Source organism: Clostridiisalibacter paucivorans DSM 22131 (assembly GCF_000620125.1).
Taxonomy (GTDB): domain Bacteria; phylum Bacillota; class Clostridia; order Tissierellales; family Clostridiisalibacteraceae; genus Clostridiisalibacter; species Clostridiisalibacter paucivorans.
On the sequence record NZ_KK211077.1, the window covers coordinates 21,891 to 39,519 of the forward strand.

Sequence of the window (17,629 nt, forward strand, 5' to 3'; positions counted from 1 at the left end):
ACCCTCCTATATTTTTTATACAACTTATTTAGTTGTAATATTAATTTAACCACATAAATATTAGTTTATGCTGGTAATAAAAAGGGCATAAAATATATAGTGGAATCATTACATATACTTTATAAATTAGGTATAATTTTATATTTTTTATAGATTTAAAATTATATATAATGTATTATAGGTATAGAATAGAAAGGGGAGTAATTTATGAAGAAAATATTTACAGCAATATTGTCTCTATTTATTGTATTAGGATTATTTGTAGGATGTGGTAACCAGAATACTGACACGACAGATGATTTAAAAGAGAAAGATCAGAATGAAGTGGAAGTAGTAAAAGAATTAGAGGAGGAAGAGATAGAAGAAGTTGAAGAAGAATCTAATCTCGAAGAAGATATAGATTTATCATTGAAGCCCAATGAAGCAGGAGAAATAATGGTTCTTATGTATCATGGAATAGGAGAAGAGGAATCAGAATGGGTAAGAAGTGTAGAAAATTTCAAAAAAGATTTACAGGTATTATATGATAAGGGATATAGACCTATAAGTTTACAGGATTTTGTAAACAACAATATAGATGTAGAGGCAGGGTTTACTCCTGTTGTAATTACATTTGATGATGGAAACAAAAATAACTTTAATATAATAGAAAAAGATGGTGAAAAAATTGTAGATCCAAACAGTGCAGTGAGAATAATGGAGGAATTTCATGAAAAACATCCTGATTTTCCATTAAAGGCAACATTCTTTATTTTTGGAACTAATCCATTCAGGCAAAAAGAATTGGTAGAATATAAGCTTAAATATTTAGTAGACAAGGGATTTGATATAGGAAATCATACAATGGCACATAATGATATGTCTTCTAAGGCCAATCAAGACCCTGATAAAATACAAGAATATATAGCTAAAGAAGTGGAATTTATAAATACCATACTGCCAGAATATGATGTAAATACCTATGCATTATGCAATGGAGGAAGGCCAAAGGATGAGCTGGAGAAGTATTTGGAACAAGGTGAATATAATGATGTAGAATACAAAAATATTGCTATATTAAATGTAGGGGCAAGGCCATCGGTATCTCCTATAGATAGAGATTTTAATCCATTGTCTATAAAAAGAGTAAGAGCCAGTGAGACAAATGTGGGTAATCTAGGGATGTATAGCTATATAGAAGGATTTGATAAAAATCCTGAAAAGAAATTTATTAGTGATGGAGATCCAGAAGTAGTTACTGTACCAAAGAAGTTTGAAGAAAAGGTAGACAAAGATAAAGTGGAAGATAAATATTTATATATATATGAATAAGTTATAGGAGTTATGAAATGATTCATTTCATAACTCCTATTTTTAATTATAAGAGTAATAAAAGACGATTATAAAGAATAAATTATATTAATATGGAGTAATAGTTGGGAGGTATAAAAATTGAGGATATTAATGTTTAAAAGATCTCTTATGAGGAAATTTTTAGTGGTTTTAGTTATAGTATCTATTTCTATAGTATGGCAAAAGACATCATTCATAAATAATATAGTTACTGTATTCAATCAAAGTAGAGAATTGCCGGTATATTGTGTAGATACTGATGAAAAAAAGATTGCAATAAGTTTTGATGCAGCTTGGGGAGATCAGTATACTGAAAAGATATTGGACATATTAGATGAGTACAATGTAAAAACAACCTTTTTTTTAGTAGAGTTTTGGGCAGACAAGTATCCAGAAATGGTCAAGAAGATCCATGTAAGGGGACATGAGATAGGGAATCACTCATCAAATCACCCCCATATGTCTAAATTATCAGAGGAACAAATAATAAAAGAGATAAAAGGTACTGAAAAAAAAGTAGAGAGTATAATAGGAGAAAAAACAGTTTTGTTTAGACCGCCTTTTGGAGATTATAATGATAGATTGATAAAGACATGTAGAGATATGGGATACCATGTAATACAATGGGATGTAGATTCATTAGATTGGAAAGAGATGGGCGTAAAACCTGTAGTAGATAGGGTTACAAGGAATGTAAAAAAGGGCTCTATAGTATTATTTCACAACAATGCAAAATATGTCCCTGAATATTTACCCATAGTATTAGAAAAATTAACCAATGAAGGATATAGTATAGTGCCAGTATCTCAGCTCATATATAAACAAGATTATTATATAGATAGCAGTGGACAACAAAAAAAGGCACAGTAAAACAAAGAGGTTTAATCCTCTTTTTTTTACATAAAAAATCGATATAAAACAAAACATAGTCATATGAAAGAGATTTAATATAAAACAAAAGGAGAGCCATTATGAAAGTACAGAACATAAAAATACAAGGAGTTACTGGGGACTCAAGAAAGGTTAAAGATGGCTATGCATTTGTTGCTATAAAAGGTCATAAACTAGATGGGAATGATTTTATACACGAGGCCATAGACAATGGTGCAGTAGTAGTATATACAGAAAAAGATATTAGTAGTCAATTAGCTAATAAATACAATGCGTGTAAGTTTATAAAGACCGAGAATGCTAGAAAAAAGTTGGCTGAATTATTAAATGAGTACTATGGTTTTCCATCAAAAGACATATTTTTAATAGGTGTAACAGGAACTAATGGAAAAACTACTACTACAAATATGATATACCATATCCTGGAATATAATGGATTTAAACCGGGACTAATAGGAACTACAGGAATAAAATATTTGAATATAAGGAAAATCACTTCTCTTACCACGCCAGGAGTAGAAGAGATATATGAATTATTAAATGAATTTAATTTATTTGGTATAAAACATGTGATTATAGAGGTATCATCTCATGGGCTTAAAGATTATAGAACCTATGGATTAGAATTTGATGTGGCTATTCATACAAATATAGATGAAGACCATATGGATTTTCATCAGGACTTTGAAGAGTATATAGAGTGTAAAAGACGACTTTTTCAGTGGTTACCATGTGACAAGATGGCAATTTTGAATTGTGATGATCATAATTTTATAAGATTAATTGAAGGAATGAATAACTTAAATATTTTTACATATGGACTAAATAAAAAGGCTACAGTTACTGCTTCAAGTCTAGTAATTGATGGAGGCATAGAATATAATATCTGTATTCAAAGGGGAATTAATACAGTAAACGGATTAGAATTGGAACCTCAAGAATATCCTATAAAAATGAAATTGTTAGGGAAACACAATGTCTATAATTCTTTGGCAGCTATATCGACAGCATTATATCTAGGAATCTCTATTGAAAAAATAGGTAGTTCATTATTGAGTTTTAAAGGAATAAAGAGAAGGCTAGAATTTTTTTGCAAAAAAAGATTTTTAGCTATAGATGATTTTTGCCATAATCCACTGGGGTACGAAAGTTTATTTGAGACAATACAAAATATAAATTGCAAAGAAATAATAATGATAAATGCCATTAGAGGAAATAGGGGCATTGATATAAACAAAAAAAATGCTGAAACTATAGCATGGTGGGCATCTATATTAAAAAATATAAAAATAATATTGACCCTCAGTAAAGATAATGTTAGCGATAAAGATATAGTGAATAAATTAGAATTGGAATCTTATACTGCGACATTTAATAGAGAAAATATAAGCTATGAAATATATGAAAACTTAGAAGATGCTATAAAGTCGGTTTTAGAATATATTTCTGAAGATGATTTACTACTGTTGACGGGATCGCAAGGGATGGATAAAGGACAAGAAATATTTTTTAAGTATAATCACAATTCTTTTTAATTAAAAAGAATTGTGATTATTAGATTAATGAGTCTGTATTTTTTAGAATTTATAGAAAATTTAAAATTTATTGAAGGGTTTTTATTTTTTTTGTTTAATTTCTAATATAGAAAATATTTTATTCATAAATTTTGAAATTGATGCTTAAATGATCCTTAATAAAAACCTTTGATAGATTGGGAGGTGAAAAAATATTATATCCTTAAGATAAAAAATCACAATTGTATTCATAATAAGGACTATTATTGAATAGATATAATTGTAGATTAAATAAAGCACATAAGAATAGAAAGGAAGTGGGTCTTTATGGTAGAAGAGGACTTGATGAGCACTAACTCTGTAAAACTAGTGGGAAAGATTGTTAGTGACTTGAAATTCAGTCATGAAATGTATGGTGAGGGATTCTATAACTTTACGCTAAAAGTGCCAAGATTAAGCCAGTATTCCGATGTTTTACCTGTTACTGTATCGGAAAGACTATTGGTAGATTTAAATTTAGATAGGGAATCTTATATTGTTATAGAAGGTCAATTGAGGTCTTATAATCGATATATTAAAGGGAATAATAAATTAATATTGACTATATTTGCAAGGGATATAGATATTCCTGATGCAGATGAACTAGATGATATAATAAAAAAACCCAATGAAATCTATTTAGATGGATTTATATGTAAAGAACCTGTATATAGGACTACACCATTTGGCAGAGAAATTACTGATCTCCTTATAGCAGTTAATAGACCCTATAATAAGTCAGATTATATTCCAGCTATAGCATGGGGAAGAAATGCAAAGTTTTGCGACAAATTAATAATTGGAGATCACATAAAACTTTGGGGTAGAATACAAAGTAGAGGATATCAAAAAAAACTATCTGATGGTTCTGTAATAAATAAAACAGCATATGAGGTATCTATATCTAAATTAGAATATATTAAAGATGACAATAATAGGGTAGAAGAAGAATAAGTATAAAAAAACAGGGTTATAAAATATATAGCCTTGTTTTTTTTATATATATAGTTATATCATATATGTAAGAATAAATATAAGAGGAGTGATATTATGTATTATGATGTATTTCTTATAGTTATTATACTAATAATACTTATAAGTGTTCAGTATACATTGAATAAAATATTAGTAGAGTTGAAGAAAATTAGAGGATTATTGTCTAATATAAAATATAAAGAATAGATTATAAGCTAAAGGGAAAATTTAATAAAAATACGGCAAGACTATTGCCGCTTTTTCAATATATAAAAGTAATTAACAACTCTTTTTTTGGATATCATCTAAGAATTTTTTCTTGAGTTTTGTGTGTTTAATGTAATCTTCTTCAGTTATAATTCCTTGGGATTTTAGTTTATCGAGACACTTAATAATTTCTATACATAAAACTTTTAGATCATCTGAATAAAAACTTGAGTTCTTCATATTTCAATCCTCCAATAACTAAATTCTGTTAAACACATTTAAATATAATATATAGATATTATATTATACAAATTTTATAATATGACAAAAATATGAAACAAATATATCTTAAAAATGATAATATATTCTATATTAGACAGAAAAGTAAAAAACTCCTTCAATAAATTTGAAAAAATTCAAAAAATATTAGAAATATTATGTTTTCTTTATAAAAAATCATTTTTATAAAGAAATATGTAATGATATTGACATTAATATAATTATAAAATAAAATATTTGACAAACAATATTGTTATATAATTTGTGAGGGGCTGAAATAGATGAATAAAAAGAAAAGTGTAGTTATATCTAAAGAAGAGATTAGGGAAAAGACGGTGGAAATAGGCAAAAAAATAACTAAAGAGTATAAAGATAAAGAATTATTAGTAGTTTCCCTTTTAAAGGGCAGTTTCATATTTACTGCAGATTTAGTTAGGGAGATAGATTTACCAATTAAGATTGAGTTTATGACCACATCCAGTTATGGTAGTGGAGAAACTACTTCTGGCAGTGTACAAATAGTAAGTGATATAAAGGCTGATATAAAGGGAATGGATGTGTTAGTAGTAGATGATATAATGGATTCAGGGCTCACTATGAATGTAATAATAGAACATCTTAAGAGTTTAAATCCCAATTCAGTAAAATCTTGTGTGTTATTAGACAAGCCTGACAGGAGAAAAGTAGACATAACACCAGATTATTGTGGTTTTAGTATTTCCGATGTATTTATAGTGGGATATGGTCTTAATTATGGAGATTATTATAGAAACGTACCTTACATATTTACCTTTGATGATTAATGGCATAATTTAAAGAGAAGACATATGTCTTCTCTTTAATTATTGTAAAATTTACAACTAATAGCTATCGATTGCTTTACCATTTATTTGCAAAAGAATATCTTCGAATATATTCAAGAATTTATCAATATCTGTGTTGGAAATATTTAATGGAGGTAAAAGTCTTATAACAGTATTATTTGTGACATTTAATAGTAACTGTTTTTTAAAAGCCAAATCCTTTATTTGATGACTGAAGTCACTTACATCTATACCTATCATAAGACCTCTACCCCTAATATCTTTAATAATATTAGGGAATTTATTTTGTATTTTTTTAATTTCATTGATTATATAATCTGATTTTTCTTTTATTTCAGCTTTAAAGTCTTCTTCTAGTACTTTATTAACTAGATATTCTCCTGCAGCACAACATACTGGATTGCCTCCAAAGGTTGAACCATGATCTCCTGTAGTAAGGACATTTTCTATGCTTTGGTCTATTAATAAAGCACCTAAAGGTAATCCACCACCTATGGATTTTGCCAATGTTGTCATATGAGGTTTCAATCCAAATTTATCTGAAGCCAAAAAGTCACCTGTCCTACCGATACCAGTTTGAATTTCATCTACAACTATTAGAAAGTTATATCTTTTAGAAAGCTCTTGTAACTTTGAGATAAAATTACTGGAAACCTCCCTTATGCCACCTTCTCCTTGTATTATTTCTAAAAATACAGCACATACAGTATTGTCAACTTTATTTTCAAAGTCCTCTATATCATTAAATTTAAAATAATCTACATTGGGAAGTAGAGGAGAAAAGGCATCTTGATATTTATGTTGTCCTGTTATGGACAAACCTCCCATGGTTCTACCATGAAAGGAATTAATAGCCGATAATATTTTAGTCTTATTGTTATTATAAGATTTCCCAAATTTACGGGCACATTTTATAGCAGCCTCTATAGATTCAGCACCAGAATTAGTAAAAAACACCTTAGAAGCAAAAGTGTTTTCTACTAACATCTTGGCAAGGTTTATAACTGGTGGACTGACAAAATAGTTAGATAGATGGGTATATTTTTTTGACTGCTCAATAATCTTATCAACTATACCTTGTTGGCTATGACCTAAATTAGTAACAGATATACCGCTGAACATATCCAAGTATTTATTTCCATTTGTATCGTATATATAAGAACCCTTGCAGTAGTCTATTTCCAAAGGGATTCTATTATATACATTGAGTATATAGCGTTGGTCTTTTTCTAATAAAGACATTTATATCAGCCCCTTAGTTCGTCTAGAATCTTTACTTTATCAGTAGTTTTGGCATCTTTTTCCTTTAAGATTCTGGCAGGAGTGCCTCCTACTACTGAATTAGGAGGTACATCTTTAGTGACAATGGAACCAGCAGCTACTACAGCATCTTTTCCAACCTTTACGCCTTCTAAGATGACAGCATTGGCTCCTATAACTACATTGTCTTCTATTATAACTGGTGTTTTACTTGGTGGCTCTAAAACCCCTGCTATAACTGCACCAGCACCTACATGAACATTTTTTCCTATAATACCTCTAGCTCCAACAACTACATTCATATCAATCATTGTATTTTCACCGATTTCAGCACCTATATTTATTACTGCTCCCATCATTATAACAGCATTTTTCCCTATATTCGCCTTATCTCTGATTATAGCTCCAGGCTCTATTCTTGCAGGTATTTCTTTATAGTCTAACAATGGTATTGCAGAATTTCTTCTATCCCATTCTAAATGATAATTTTCAATATTGTCTTTGTACTGTTCTAATATTTTTTTTATATCTTGGAATTCTCCAATAATAATTTTAAAAGAATTATCTCCAAAGGATTTAAGATTACTATCTAGTTGAAGTGATTGAAGTTTTCCTTGTACCAATAGCTTTACTGGGGTAGATTTTTTAGCATCTTTGATAAACTTAGCGATTTCATATGCTGATTCAAGGCTGGCATCATTGTGTTTTTTTGTAGATTTAGTCATTAGTTTCATTCCTTTCTTAATTTAATAAATCATCCATGGTATAATATCCATATTCTTTATTTTGTATATATCTTGCTGCTTTTATAGCACCCATAGCAAAAACTTTTTTTGAGGAAGCTGTATGTTTTAGTTCGATAACTTCATCATTTCCAGCAAATAATATTGTATGCTCTCCAGCTATGGTACCACCTCTTATTGCATGTATTCCAATCTCATTTGATTGTCTTTTATCAGTTTTGGTATGTCTCCCAAAGATAAATGTCTTAGAATTATCTAATTCTTGGTTTATTTCATTGGCAATCATATATGCAGTTCCACTGGGGGCATCTATTTTTTTATTATGATGTTTTTCAATAATTTCAATATCAAAATCATCTTTTAATATTAATCCTGCTTTTTTTGCCAGATTTATTAAAACGTTTATACCTAAAGACATATTGGATGAATAGAAAATAGGTATTTTTTCAGATGCCTTTTTTATATCTTTTAGATTTTTGTCCGATAGTCCTGTAGTAGCTATTACTAAAGGTATGTTATTTTCGGTACCATATGCTAATAGATCATCTATATATACAGGATGGGAAAAATCTATTATTATATCAACAGTTTCTTTGCATTGAGAAATTTTTTCATAGACTGGATATGGATTATCATATAAATTAGGATATCGATCAATTCCTGCTAAAACCTCTATATCATCAAGATTTGATATTTCCTTTGACAAAACTTGCCCCATGGCCCCATTACATCCGTTTATTAGTACATTTAACATACTCTCACCCCTTTATCTTAAGTCCATAATCAGTGATTTCTTTAATCAATAATTGCTTGTTAGATTCTTCCATTTCAGTTAGAGGTAATCTTAATTTACCCACATTCATACCCAATAAATTCATAGCAGTTTTTATTGGAATAGGATTGGTTTCTATAAACAAAGCATCTATTAATCCTTTCATTTTAAGTTGTATTTTTCTACTTTCTTCAATATTACCATCTAAATATTCCTGTACCATCATATGGGTGTCCCTTGGTAATATATTTGCTACTACAGATATAACTCCTTTACCTCCTAAAGATAGTAGAGGTACTACCATATCATCATTTCCCGAATACATATAAAAATCTTCAGGACATAATCTAGCTATCTCTGCAACTTGACTTATATTTCCACTGGCTTCTTTTACTGCACAAATATTTTTGTGTTTTGAAAGCTCTAATAGAGTTTTTGGAAGTACATTTACTCCTGTCCTACCAGGGACATTATATACTATTATAGGTATAGATACTTTATCGGCTATAGCATTATAATGTTCCACAAGGCCTTTTTGAGTAGTTTTATTATAATAGGGAGTAACAACGAGAAGTCCATCTACTCCAACACTTTCTGCATATTTACTCATTTCTATGGCATGAGCAGTATTATTACTGCCAGTACCAGCTATTACAGGTATTTGACCTTTAACTGTATTTACTGCAAATTTAATAGCAGCCTTATGTTCCTCAACTGTCATAGTAGAGGCTTCTCCTGTTGTACCACATATGATTATAGCATTAGTTTTTTCTTTGATGTGCCATTGGATTAATTCCTCAAGTCTATCAAAGTCTATAGCTTTCTCAGTATAGGGTGTAACTATAGCTACACCTGATCCTTGAAATAAAGACATAAAAAAACCCTCCCATGTATTTTATTAATAAGGAAATCATATAATTTCCTTAATGTAATATATGTTATGCAAATAATTTAATATTAGTTAAAATATTTTTCTAATAATAATTGGGCTATTTGAACAGTATTTGTGGCGGCACCTTTTCTAATATTATCAGCTACAGACCATAGATTTAATCCATTATCTAAGCTGAAGTCCCTTCTGATTCTCCCAACAAATACTTCATTTTTTCCTTCACAATTAAGTGCTAAAGGATATACATCATTTTTAACATCGTCTTGAACGATAACCCCAGGACTGTTTTCAAGTAAGCTCATAACATCTTTTAAGTCAAATTCTTTTTCTAATTCTATATTAATTGAGACGCTGTGTCCATATCTTACAGGGACTCTCACAGTAGTAGCAGTAATTTTTAGATTATTATCGTTTAGTATTTTTGTAGTTTCATCGATCATCTTCATTTCTTCCTTTGTATACCCATTGTCCATGAATACATCTATATGGGGCAGACAATTATAAGCTATCGGATGAGGATATTTCTTTAATTCATCTACTCCATTTACACCATTTTCTAAATCCTTTATACCTCCAACGCCAGAGCCTGAAACGGCTTGATAAGTTGAGTATATAATTCTCTTTATACCATATTTTTCGTGGAGAGGTTTTAATGGAACCACACATTGTATAGTCGAGCAATTTGGGTTTGCAATGATACCATTATGTTTTTCTATATCTTCTGGATTGACTTCTGGTACTACTAATGGAACATCTTTATCCATTCTCCAAGCACTACTATTGTCTACAACAATAACAGATTTACTTTTAGCTATTGGTGCATATTTTTTACTAATATTTCCACCAGCTGAAAATAACGCTATGTCTATATCTTTGTCAAAGGAATTTTCGGTTAATTCCTCTACAATATATTCTTTTCCTCTAAAGCTAATCTTTTTACCTTTAGATTTTGCTGATGCCAAAAGATAAAGGTTGTTGATTGGAAAATCTTTCTCTTCTAATACTTCTAAAAAGGTTCTTCCAACCATACCAGTAGCACCAACTATGGCTAAATTTACACTCTTCATCATCAACACTCCTTTTACATTTATATAGTCTCTAGTAGATTATAACATAATTATTTGGTCAAATATCAAAGATTAAATGCATTAGCAATAGATACTATTGCTTTATCTTTATCTATTGTATTAATAGTATATGAAATTCTAATCTCAGATGTAGTTACTTGTTTAAAAGCTATATCATTATCTGCAAATATTTTAAACATTTTAGCAGCTACTCCTGATTGATTTCTCATACCTAAACCAATTACAGATATTTTTGTTATATCTTCATCTAACTGTATTGTTATATCAGGAAGAGATTCTTTTAATTGGCTAAGGATTTTTCTAATGACGCAGATATCTGATTTTGGTGCTGTAAAAGATATATTTACATGATTATTAGCTGGAGCAGTTTGACTTATCATATCAATATTTATATCTTTGTCAGATAGAAATTGAAAAATATTAGATACATTTTTAGTATTATAGGGAACTTGGTTGATAGTTACCATTAGGTCTTCATCGCTGGTAGTAAGACCTGTAATTATTTTTTCTTCCATATTGGCATCAAACTCCTTTATATATGTTCCCTTATATTGCCCAGTATTTAGTGCAACATATATGGGAACATTGTATTTTTGACCAATTTCTACAGCTCTAGGTTCCATTACAGTAGCACCTAAACTAGCCATTTCAAGCATTTCTTCATAGCTTATGTATTCTAGTTTAGTTGCAGTAGGGTATATTTTGGGATCTATGGAATATATACCATCTACATCTGTATATATTTCACAATTACAATTGAGTTTTGAGGCCAATGCAACAGCGGTAGTATCAGAGCCTCCTCTTCCCAAAGTTGTAATGTCACCTCTTTCATTTACACCTTGAAATCCTGTAACTACAACTACCTTTCCATCTTCAAGATAAGATTTAACTTTTTCTATTTTTATATCTTTAATTTTATTTTTAGTGTGTATACCTTTGGTGTGTATACCTGCTTGAAATCCTGTTAGAGATATTGAATCTTGACCTAATTTTTTTAAAGCGATGGACAAAAGAGCAGAAGATATCTGTTCTCCTGTTGACATTAACATGTCTAATTCTCTTCCACAAGGATTATCACAAATACTATTGGCCATAGATATTAAATTATTAGTGGTTTTACCCATGGCAGACACTACGATAACCATGCTATAACCATCGAGTTTTCTTTGATGAATTTTATTAGCTATAGCCTGGATTTTAGATATGTCTTCAAGGGAAGAACCTCCATATTTTTGAATTACAATATCCATAATTTTCACCTACTTTTATTATATTTATATAAAACAAAAAGCAGTCATGAGCAAAAGGTCATGACTGCTTAAATTCAAATGAAATCCAAATAAGATATCATTAATAAACAGATAAATCAATCTTTTGCCCAGCATAATACAGCTCTCAATTGGAAGACTGGGCAGTCAACCAACGGCAGTACTACACCTATTGGATGTAGTCCCAACAGATATCTTTAGGGGAAGATATCTGTTTCGGCAAAAGCACCTTTCATATAAACTTATAGTTCCCTAAGCAGAAGTTTATACTACTGATTACAAATGCATCCTCTATATTACACTTCGATTCTAATATTTATTTTAACAGATTGTAACATATAAAACTCATTGTGTCAAAGATATTTAATAAATTTTTTTATTTCATTTTTTTGAAATTTTACCTACAATAATTTTACTCTAAGCAATAAAAAAACATATAAATTGAAATCTTGGAAATATAAGTGGACAGATTATTGTTTTAATTATAGATAAAATGGTATACTATTTAGAGTAATTATATCTAAGGAGTGGATATCAATGGATCGTAAGAAAATAGTACCATCTATTTTTGAAGCAAATATTTTTTACCTTATAATAGCCCTATTATTATTGACATTGGGAGCAATGGCCCAACAAAGAGAATTTTATACTGGTATATTAATAACAGAGTATATTATTATACTTCTTCCCACTGTACTATATTTAAAGATAAAAGGTTATTCATTAAAAAAGGTATTGAGATTAAATAAATTGAATTTGAAGCAAATAATATTAATTCCTTTATTAGTGATATTTTCTTATCCAATAGGGGCATTTTTAAATATTTTAATGGCAATTATACTTAGTAGATTTGGGCAAATATTGCCCCCACCTTTACCTGTGCCTAGTACAAATATAGAAGTATTATTGGGAGTGTTTGTGGTTGCCATTACACCAGGCATATGTGAAGAAGTAATGTTTAGGGGATTAATAATGAGGTCATATGAAAGGAAAGGAACTATAAAAGCCATTTTGATCTCTGGATTTTTATTTGGTATATTTCATTTCAATATACAAAATTTGATGGGGCCAATGTTTTTGGGAATATTATTTGGGTTTATTGTCCATAAAACGAATTCTCTATATGCAGTTATAATTGCCCATCTATCTAATAATTTGTTTGCATGGATATTAAGTTATTTATTTGGAAGCTCTCAAATACAACAAGAGGCAAACAGTGAGGCAGCAAATATGATACCTTATACTTTACAGTTAATGATAGGGGCGTCTTTTTTCTTATTTATAGCTATTATAGCAGGGATGATTGCAAGATATATTTATAAGAAACTACCTGCAGGACAACAGGATTATTTTGGTGAAGAAATTAGACATTTAACAGAAGAGGGAAACACTGTGTTCAATATAATACCTATAGTTGTAGTAATGGGTATATTTATATATAAGGTAGTTGAATATATAAGATATATTTCTTCAATTAGTTGATAAATTATTTTAACAATAATTTTATAAAACATATATTTTAAATACATACAAAAAATATCAAAAGGACCATCCTGGGGGAAGGAGGTCCTTTTAATATTTAAATTATAAAATTTAAAGGGGGAGTGGGAAAGTAGCATTTTTCCGACAGAAAATAGTTTAACATTTTAGGTATTAAAAATCAAGGATTAATTTCAAAAAAAACATTATAGAATTGTAACAATTTAAAGGTTTCTTCTTACTTTTATTAAGAAAATGTTTTCCTAACTTTGAAAAGTTTATTTTTTACTTTTAAAATATGTCAATGGGCTCATATATAGGGATTATAGAATAATTATTTCTATTAAGAAACATAATAGATAAAAAGATAATTATGAGGAGGAGTATATATGCCTAAAAAAGATGTAGGTTCAATGAAGTATGAAATAGCTAAAGAATTAGGATTGATGGATAAAATAAAAGAGGTGGGGTGGGGAGGATTAACGGCTAAGGAAACAGGAAAGATAGGTGGAAAGATAACTGTTAAGAAGAGAGAGGCACGTAAAAAAAAGAAAGATTGTTAAATTATTATATTATAGATAAAATTATATAGGGATATTGATTGGCTTTTTAAAAAAATTGATATGATATAATAATCATATAATACTATAATTGGGGGATGATTTTGTGGATAGGATAAAAATACTTAGAGAATTTGTAAATAGTAGTGATAATATAGTGTTTTTAGGAGGTGCAGGTGTTTCCACAGAGAGCAATATACCAGACTTTAGATCTAGTAATGGAATATATAGTACTGAGAGCAAATACGGATATTCTCCAGAGGTTATGCTTAGTCATAGCTTTTTTGTAAATCACACAGAAGAATTCTTTGATTTTTATAGAAACACAATGATATATAAAGATGCTAAACCCAATCTTGCCCATACTGCCCTTGCAGAATTGGAAGATATGGGAAAACTTAAAGCAATAGTAACTCAAAATATAGATGGATTACATCAATTGGCGGGATCTAAAAATGTGATAGAACTTCATGGCTCTGTATATAGAAACTATTGTCAAGACTGTAGAAAATTTTTTGACTTAGATTATGTATTAAATAGTAAAAGTATGATACCAAAATGTGATCAATGTGGAGGAATAGTAAAGCCTGATGTAGTACTATATGAGGAGCCACTTAAAAGTGATGATATAACGATGGCAATGGAGGCTATAACTAACTGTGATATGTTAATCGTTGGAGGAACTTCATTGGTAGTATATCCTGCAGCTAATCTTGTAAGATATTATGAAGGAGATAAACTGGTACTTATTAATAAAGACAGTACTAATTATGATAGATATGCTAAATTAGTTATAAACGATAGCATAGGAAAGACATTGAATAATATTTTTTAGGGGGTAACTATGCTTCAATATAAAGAATTTGCTTCAATATATGACAAACTTATGTGGGATATTGATTATCAACAGTGGTATAAATATATCACAAGGATATTAAAAAAATATGATATTAAAGAAAAAAGATTATTGGAAATGGCCTGTGGCACCGGTAGTATGACTAAATTTTTTTCTGAAGATATGTATGATATAACATGTTTTGATATCTCAGAAGAGATGTTAGTAGTGGCCTATGAAAAACTAAGGAAATGTAAAAATGTACAGATATTGAATCAAGATATGAGAAATTTTTCTTTGAATAAGAAATTTGACATAGTGTTGAGTTTATGTGACAGCATAAACTATATAACAGAAAAAGAGGATTTAATGAATGTATTTAATAATGTATATAAACATTTAGATGAAGATGGGATATTTATTTTTGATATAAATTCATACTTTAAGATAAGTAATATAATAGGAAATAATACTTTTATAAATGATGAAGAAGATGTTTTTTATACTTGGCAAAGCTTTTTTGATAAAGGAGATAGCTTGGGATATTATGATTTAACATTTTTTATTTATAATGGAAGTCTATATGAACGAATAGATGAAGAACATATTCAAAGGGCCTATACAACAGAAGAAATAATGGAACTATTGGACAAATCAGGGTTCAAAAAAATAGACGTGTATCAGGGCTTTTCTTTTGAAGATATAAGAGAAAAAACAGAAAGAATAAATTTTGTGGCAAGAAAATGAATTTTTTTTTAAGTTAGTGGGAATATTAATTGACAGGTGAAAATAAGTGTGATACACTAATCAAAGAGTAGGTGATACATAGATAGTAACATCTGCAAATTTATTGAAGTACAGGAGGAATGTTTTAAATGGAAAAAGGAACAGTTAAATGGTTTAATGCATCTAAAGGATATGGCTTTATAACAAGAGAAAATGGTGATGATGTATTCGTACATTATTCAGCTATCCAAACAGATGGATTCAAAACATTAGATGAAGGACAAGAAGTTGAATTTGAAATAGTTGAAGGAGACAAAGGTCCTCAAGCAACTAATGTTGTAAAACTATAATAACAACAATCTAATATAGATTTTATATAGTTTTATAAAAAGCAATTAAGGCCCCATATTTTATGGGGCTTTAAATAATTTTTGACTAAATATATAATAATATAGATAGAAAGTTAGTAGTAATTAGTTAATATTGATTAAGGACAGTAATGGACTGTCCTTAATTACTAATAATTGATTTAAAAGGGAGGTAGAAGAATAGTGAATGATTATATAATCAGAGCAGTGGATAAAGATAGAAAGCTAAGGGCTTTTATTGCTACTACTACTCATATGGCAAATGAAGCCCATAAAATTCACAAAACACTTCCCATTGCTACTGCTGCTTTAGGTAGAACTTTAACAGCAGCATCTATAATGGGAATTATGTTAAAGGGAGAAAAAGATAAAATAACATTAAATTTTAAAGGATCTGGAAAAATAAAATCTATATTGGCAGTAGCCAATAGTTATGGCAAGGTCAAAGGATATATATCTGATCCTTTTGTAGAGCTACCATTGAGAGAAGATGGAAAGCTAGACGTAGGTGGGGCAGTGGGAAGCGATGGTAGATTGGTTGTGATAAAGGATTTGGGATTAAAGGAACCCTATGTAGGACAGTCAAAACTAGTGAATGGAGAGATAGCCCAAGATCTAACCCATTATTTTGCTTATTCAGAGCAACAACCTTCTTCTGTAGCGTTGGGTGTATTAGTGGATAGAGATTTATCTGTAAAGGCCTCAGGAGGATTTATTATACAAGTATTACCAGGGATTACTGAGGAAGAAATAAATAAATTGGAAAATAACCTAATGAAAATAGGTTCAATATCTTCACTAATAGATGAAGGAAATTCACCAGAGGATATATTGAATAAAATATTGGGAGATTTCCATATGGACATACTTGACAAAGTGCCAGTGGAATTTTCATGTGATTGTAGTATAGAGAGGATAAAAAAAGCTTTATCTACAGTTGGAAAAGAGGAATTACAAGATATGATAGATAAAGACAAAGGTGCAGAGTTATTATGTCATTTTTGTAATACTAAATATAATTTTACAGATAAAGAATTAGAGGAGATTAAGGAATCTTTAGAGTAAAATTGCATATAATGTATTGTTTGACATTTAGTGAATGTTAAAATTATTTCTTAATATTTCTAAAATTTTGCATGTAAAGTTTTTGTTAAAATATTGTTGACTTTAAAATGAAAATATTGTATACTAGACAATGTCATGAGGGTAAGATGTGGCATTGGCCCAGATAGCTCAGTCGGTAGAGCAGGGGACTGAAAATCCCCGTGTCGGTGGTTCGATTCCGCCTCTGGGCACCAAGTGCGGAAGTGGCTCAGTGGTAGAGCATCGCCTTGCCAAGGCGAGGGTCGCGGGTTCGAATCCCGTCTTCCGCTCCAGTAATTATTATTATATAATTAGTAATCTATAGTAATTAGTTCATATCTAACCAAGAACTAAGAACCAAGAACTAAGAGCCAAGAACTAAGAACCAAGAACTAATAAGGCCAAGTGGTAAGGCATAAGCAGAGAACCCAAATCTTCATTGTGATTTGGTGTGAATCGCTTAGTCGGAGTAGCAAATAAAAGCACTTGGGAAT

At 29.7% G+C, this 17,629-nt stretch carries 19 protein-coding genes, 2 tRNA genes and 1 riboswitch; of the genes, 14 read left to right on the forward strand and 7 right to left on the reverse strand.

Annotation, left to right across the window (positions count from 1 at the left end):
* Positions 1–207: 207 nt before the first annotated feature.
* From Q326_RS17710 to Q326_RS19150, 5 genes are all read left to right on the forward strand, one after another.
* The gene (locus tag Q326_RS17710; RefSeq protein ID WP_051531570.1) at positions 208–1,311 is read left to right on the forward strand and encodes a polysaccharide deacetylase family protein; all 1,104 of its coding nucleotides are present in this window, start codon (positions 208–210) and stop codon (positions 1,309–1,311) included.
* Positions 1,312–1,431: 120 nt separating this feature from the next.
* Complete coding sequence (pdaB, locus tag Q326_RS0115665) at positions 1,432–2,202, forward strand: polysaccharide deacetylase family sporulation protein PdaB (protein ID WP_026896208.1); 771 nt, start codon at positions 1,432–1,434, stop codon at positions 2,200–2,202.
* 101 nt (positions 2,203–2,303) lie between these two features.
* Positions 2,304–3,758: a Mur ligase family protein gene (locus tag Q326_RS17715; protein ID WP_034602570.1), complete on the forward strand. Its 1,455-nt coding sequence runs from the start codon at positions 2,304–2,306 to the stop codon at positions 3,756–3,758.
* 306 nt (positions 3,759–4,064) lie between these two features.
* Positions 4,065–4,730, forward strand: coding sequence for a single-stranded DNA-binding protein (locus Q326_RS0115675; RefSeq protein WP_026896209.1), 666 nt, complete (start codon positions 4,065–4,067; stop codon positions 4,728–4,730).
* Positions 4,731–4,826: 96 nt separating this feature from the next.
* On the forward strand, positions 4,827–4,958 hold the full coding sequence (locus Q326_RS19150) for a hypothetical protein (protein ID WP_284071451.1): 132 nt from the start codon (positions 4,827–4,829) through the stop codon (positions 4,956–4,958).
* A 72-nt stretch (positions 4,959–5,030) separates the two neighbouring features.
* Here Q326_RS19150 and Q326_RS18615 read toward each other — a convergent pair whose 3' ends face one another.
* Entirely contained in the window at positions 5,031–5,198 is a 168-nt protein-coding gene (locus tag Q326_RS18615; protein WP_156936339.1) for a hypothetical protein, read from the reverse strand.
* A 320-nt stretch (positions 5,199–5,518) separates the two neighbouring features.
* On the opposite strand from Q326_RS18615, the gene hpt reads away from it, so the two are divergent.
* Entirely contained in the window at positions 5,519–6,040 is a 522-nt protein-coding gene (gene hpt / locus Q326_RS0115690) for a hypoxanthine phosphoribosyltransferase (protein WP_026896210.1), read from the forward strand.
* A gap of 57 nt (positions 6,041–6,097) precedes the next feature.
* Here hpt and Q326_RS0115695 read toward each other — a convergent pair whose 3' ends face one another.
* From Q326_RS0115695 to Q326_RS0115720, 6 genes are all read right to left on the reverse strand, one after another.
* Positions 6,098–7,303, reverse strand: a complete 1,206-nt coding sequence (locus tag Q326_RS0115695) for an aspartate aminotransferase family protein (RefSeq protein WP_026896211.1) — start codon at positions 7,301–7,303, stop codon at positions 6,098–6,100.
* A gap of 5 nt (positions 7,304–7,308) precedes the next feature.
* Positions 7,309–8,046 carry a 2,3,4,5-tetrahydropyridine-2,6-dicarboxylate N-acetyltransferase gene (gene dapD / locus Q326_RS0115700; RefSeq protein WP_026896212.1) on the reverse strand — a complete coding sequence of 246 codons (738 nt, stop codon included), beginning with the start codon at positions 8,044–8,046 and terminating at the stop codon, positions 7,309–7,311.
* Between the two features lie 16 nt (positions 8,047–8,062).
* Positions 8,063–8,818: a 4-hydroxy-tetrahydrodipicolinate reductase gene (gene dapB, locus Q326_RS0115705; protein ID WP_026896213.1), complete on the reverse strand. Its 756-nt coding sequence runs from the start codon at positions 8,816–8,818 to the stop codon at positions 8,063–8,065.
* Positions 8,819–8,822: 4 nt separating this feature from the next.
* Positions 8,823–9,710, reverse strand: coding sequence for a 4-hydroxy-tetrahydrodipicolinate synthase (gene dapA / locus Q326_RS0115710; protein ID WP_026896214.1), 888 nt, complete (start codon positions 9,708–9,710; stop codon positions 8,823–8,825).
* An 83-nt stretch (positions 9,711–9,793) separates the two neighbouring features.
* Positions 9,794–10,795 carry an aspartate-semialdehyde dehydrogenase gene (locus Q326_RS0115715; protein WP_026896215.1) on the reverse strand — a complete coding sequence of 334 codons (1,002 nt, stop codon included), beginning with the start codon at positions 10,793–10,795 and terminating at the stop codon, positions 9,794–9,796.
* A 65-nt stretch (positions 10,796–10,860) separates the two neighbouring features.
* Positions 10,861–12,066 carry an aspartate kinase gene (locus Q326_RS0115720; protein WP_026896216.1) on the reverse strand — a complete coding sequence of 402 codons (1,206 nt, stop codon included), beginning with the start codon at positions 12,064–12,066 and terminating at the stop codon, positions 10,861–10,863.
* Positions 12,067–12,197: 131 nt separating this feature from the next.
* Positions 12,198–12,386, reverse strand: a riboswitch (Lysine riboswitch).
* 235 nt (positions 12,387–12,621) lie between these two features.
* Between Q326_RS0115720 and Q326_RS17720 the strand changes: the two genes are divergently transcribed.
* The 8 genes from Q326_RS17720 to Q326_RS0115760 all read left to right on the forward strand — a co-directional run bounded on the left by Q326_RS17720 (position 12,622) and on the right by Q326_RS0115760 (position 17,428).
* Entirely contained in the window at positions 12,622–13,566 is a 945-nt protein-coding gene (locus Q326_RS17720; RefSeq protein ID WP_051531572.1) for a type II CAAX endopeptidase family protein, read from the forward strand.
* 386 nt (positions 13,567–13,952) lie between these two features.
* Complete coding sequence (locus Q326_RS18365) at positions 13,953–14,126, forward strand: alpha/beta-type small acid-soluble spore protein (protein ID WP_084489687.1); 174 nt, start codon at positions 13,953–13,955, stop codon at positions 14,124–14,126.
* Positions 14,127–14,229: 103 nt separating this feature from the next.
* Positions 14,230–14,958 carry an NAD-dependent protein deacylase gene (locus tag Q326_RS0115735; RefSeq protein ID WP_026896217.1) on the forward strand — a complete coding sequence of 243 codons (729 nt, stop codon included), beginning with the start codon at positions 14,230–14,232 and terminating at the stop codon, positions 14,956–14,958.
* Between the two features lie 9 nt (positions 14,959–14,967).
* On the forward strand, positions 14,968–15,705 hold the full coding sequence (locus Q326_RS0115740; RefSeq protein ID WP_026896218.1) for a class I SAM-dependent DNA methyltransferase: 738 nt from the start codon (positions 14,968–14,970) through the stop codon (positions 15,703–15,705).
* A 128-nt stretch (positions 15,706–15,833) separates the two neighbouring features.
* Entirely contained in the window at positions 15,834–16,034 is a 201-nt protein-coding gene (locus tag Q326_RS0115745; protein ID WP_026896219.1) for a cold-shock protein, read from the forward strand.
* Between the two features lie 201 nt (positions 16,035–16,235).
* The gene (hslO, locus tag Q326_RS0115750; RefSeq protein WP_026896220.1) at positions 16,236–17,117 is read left to right on the forward strand and encodes an Hsp33 family molecular chaperone HslO; all 882 of its coding nucleotides are present in this window, start codon (positions 16,236–16,238) and stop codon (positions 17,115–17,117) included.
* A gap of 157 nt (positions 17,118–17,274) precedes the next feature.
* Positions 17,275–17,350, forward strand: a tRNA-Phe gene (locus tag Q326_RS0115755).
* 3 nt (positions 17,351–17,353) lie between these two features.
* Positions 17,354–17,428, forward strand: a tRNA-Gly gene (locus Q326_RS0115760).
* Positions 17,429–17,629 lie beyond the last annotated feature (201 nt).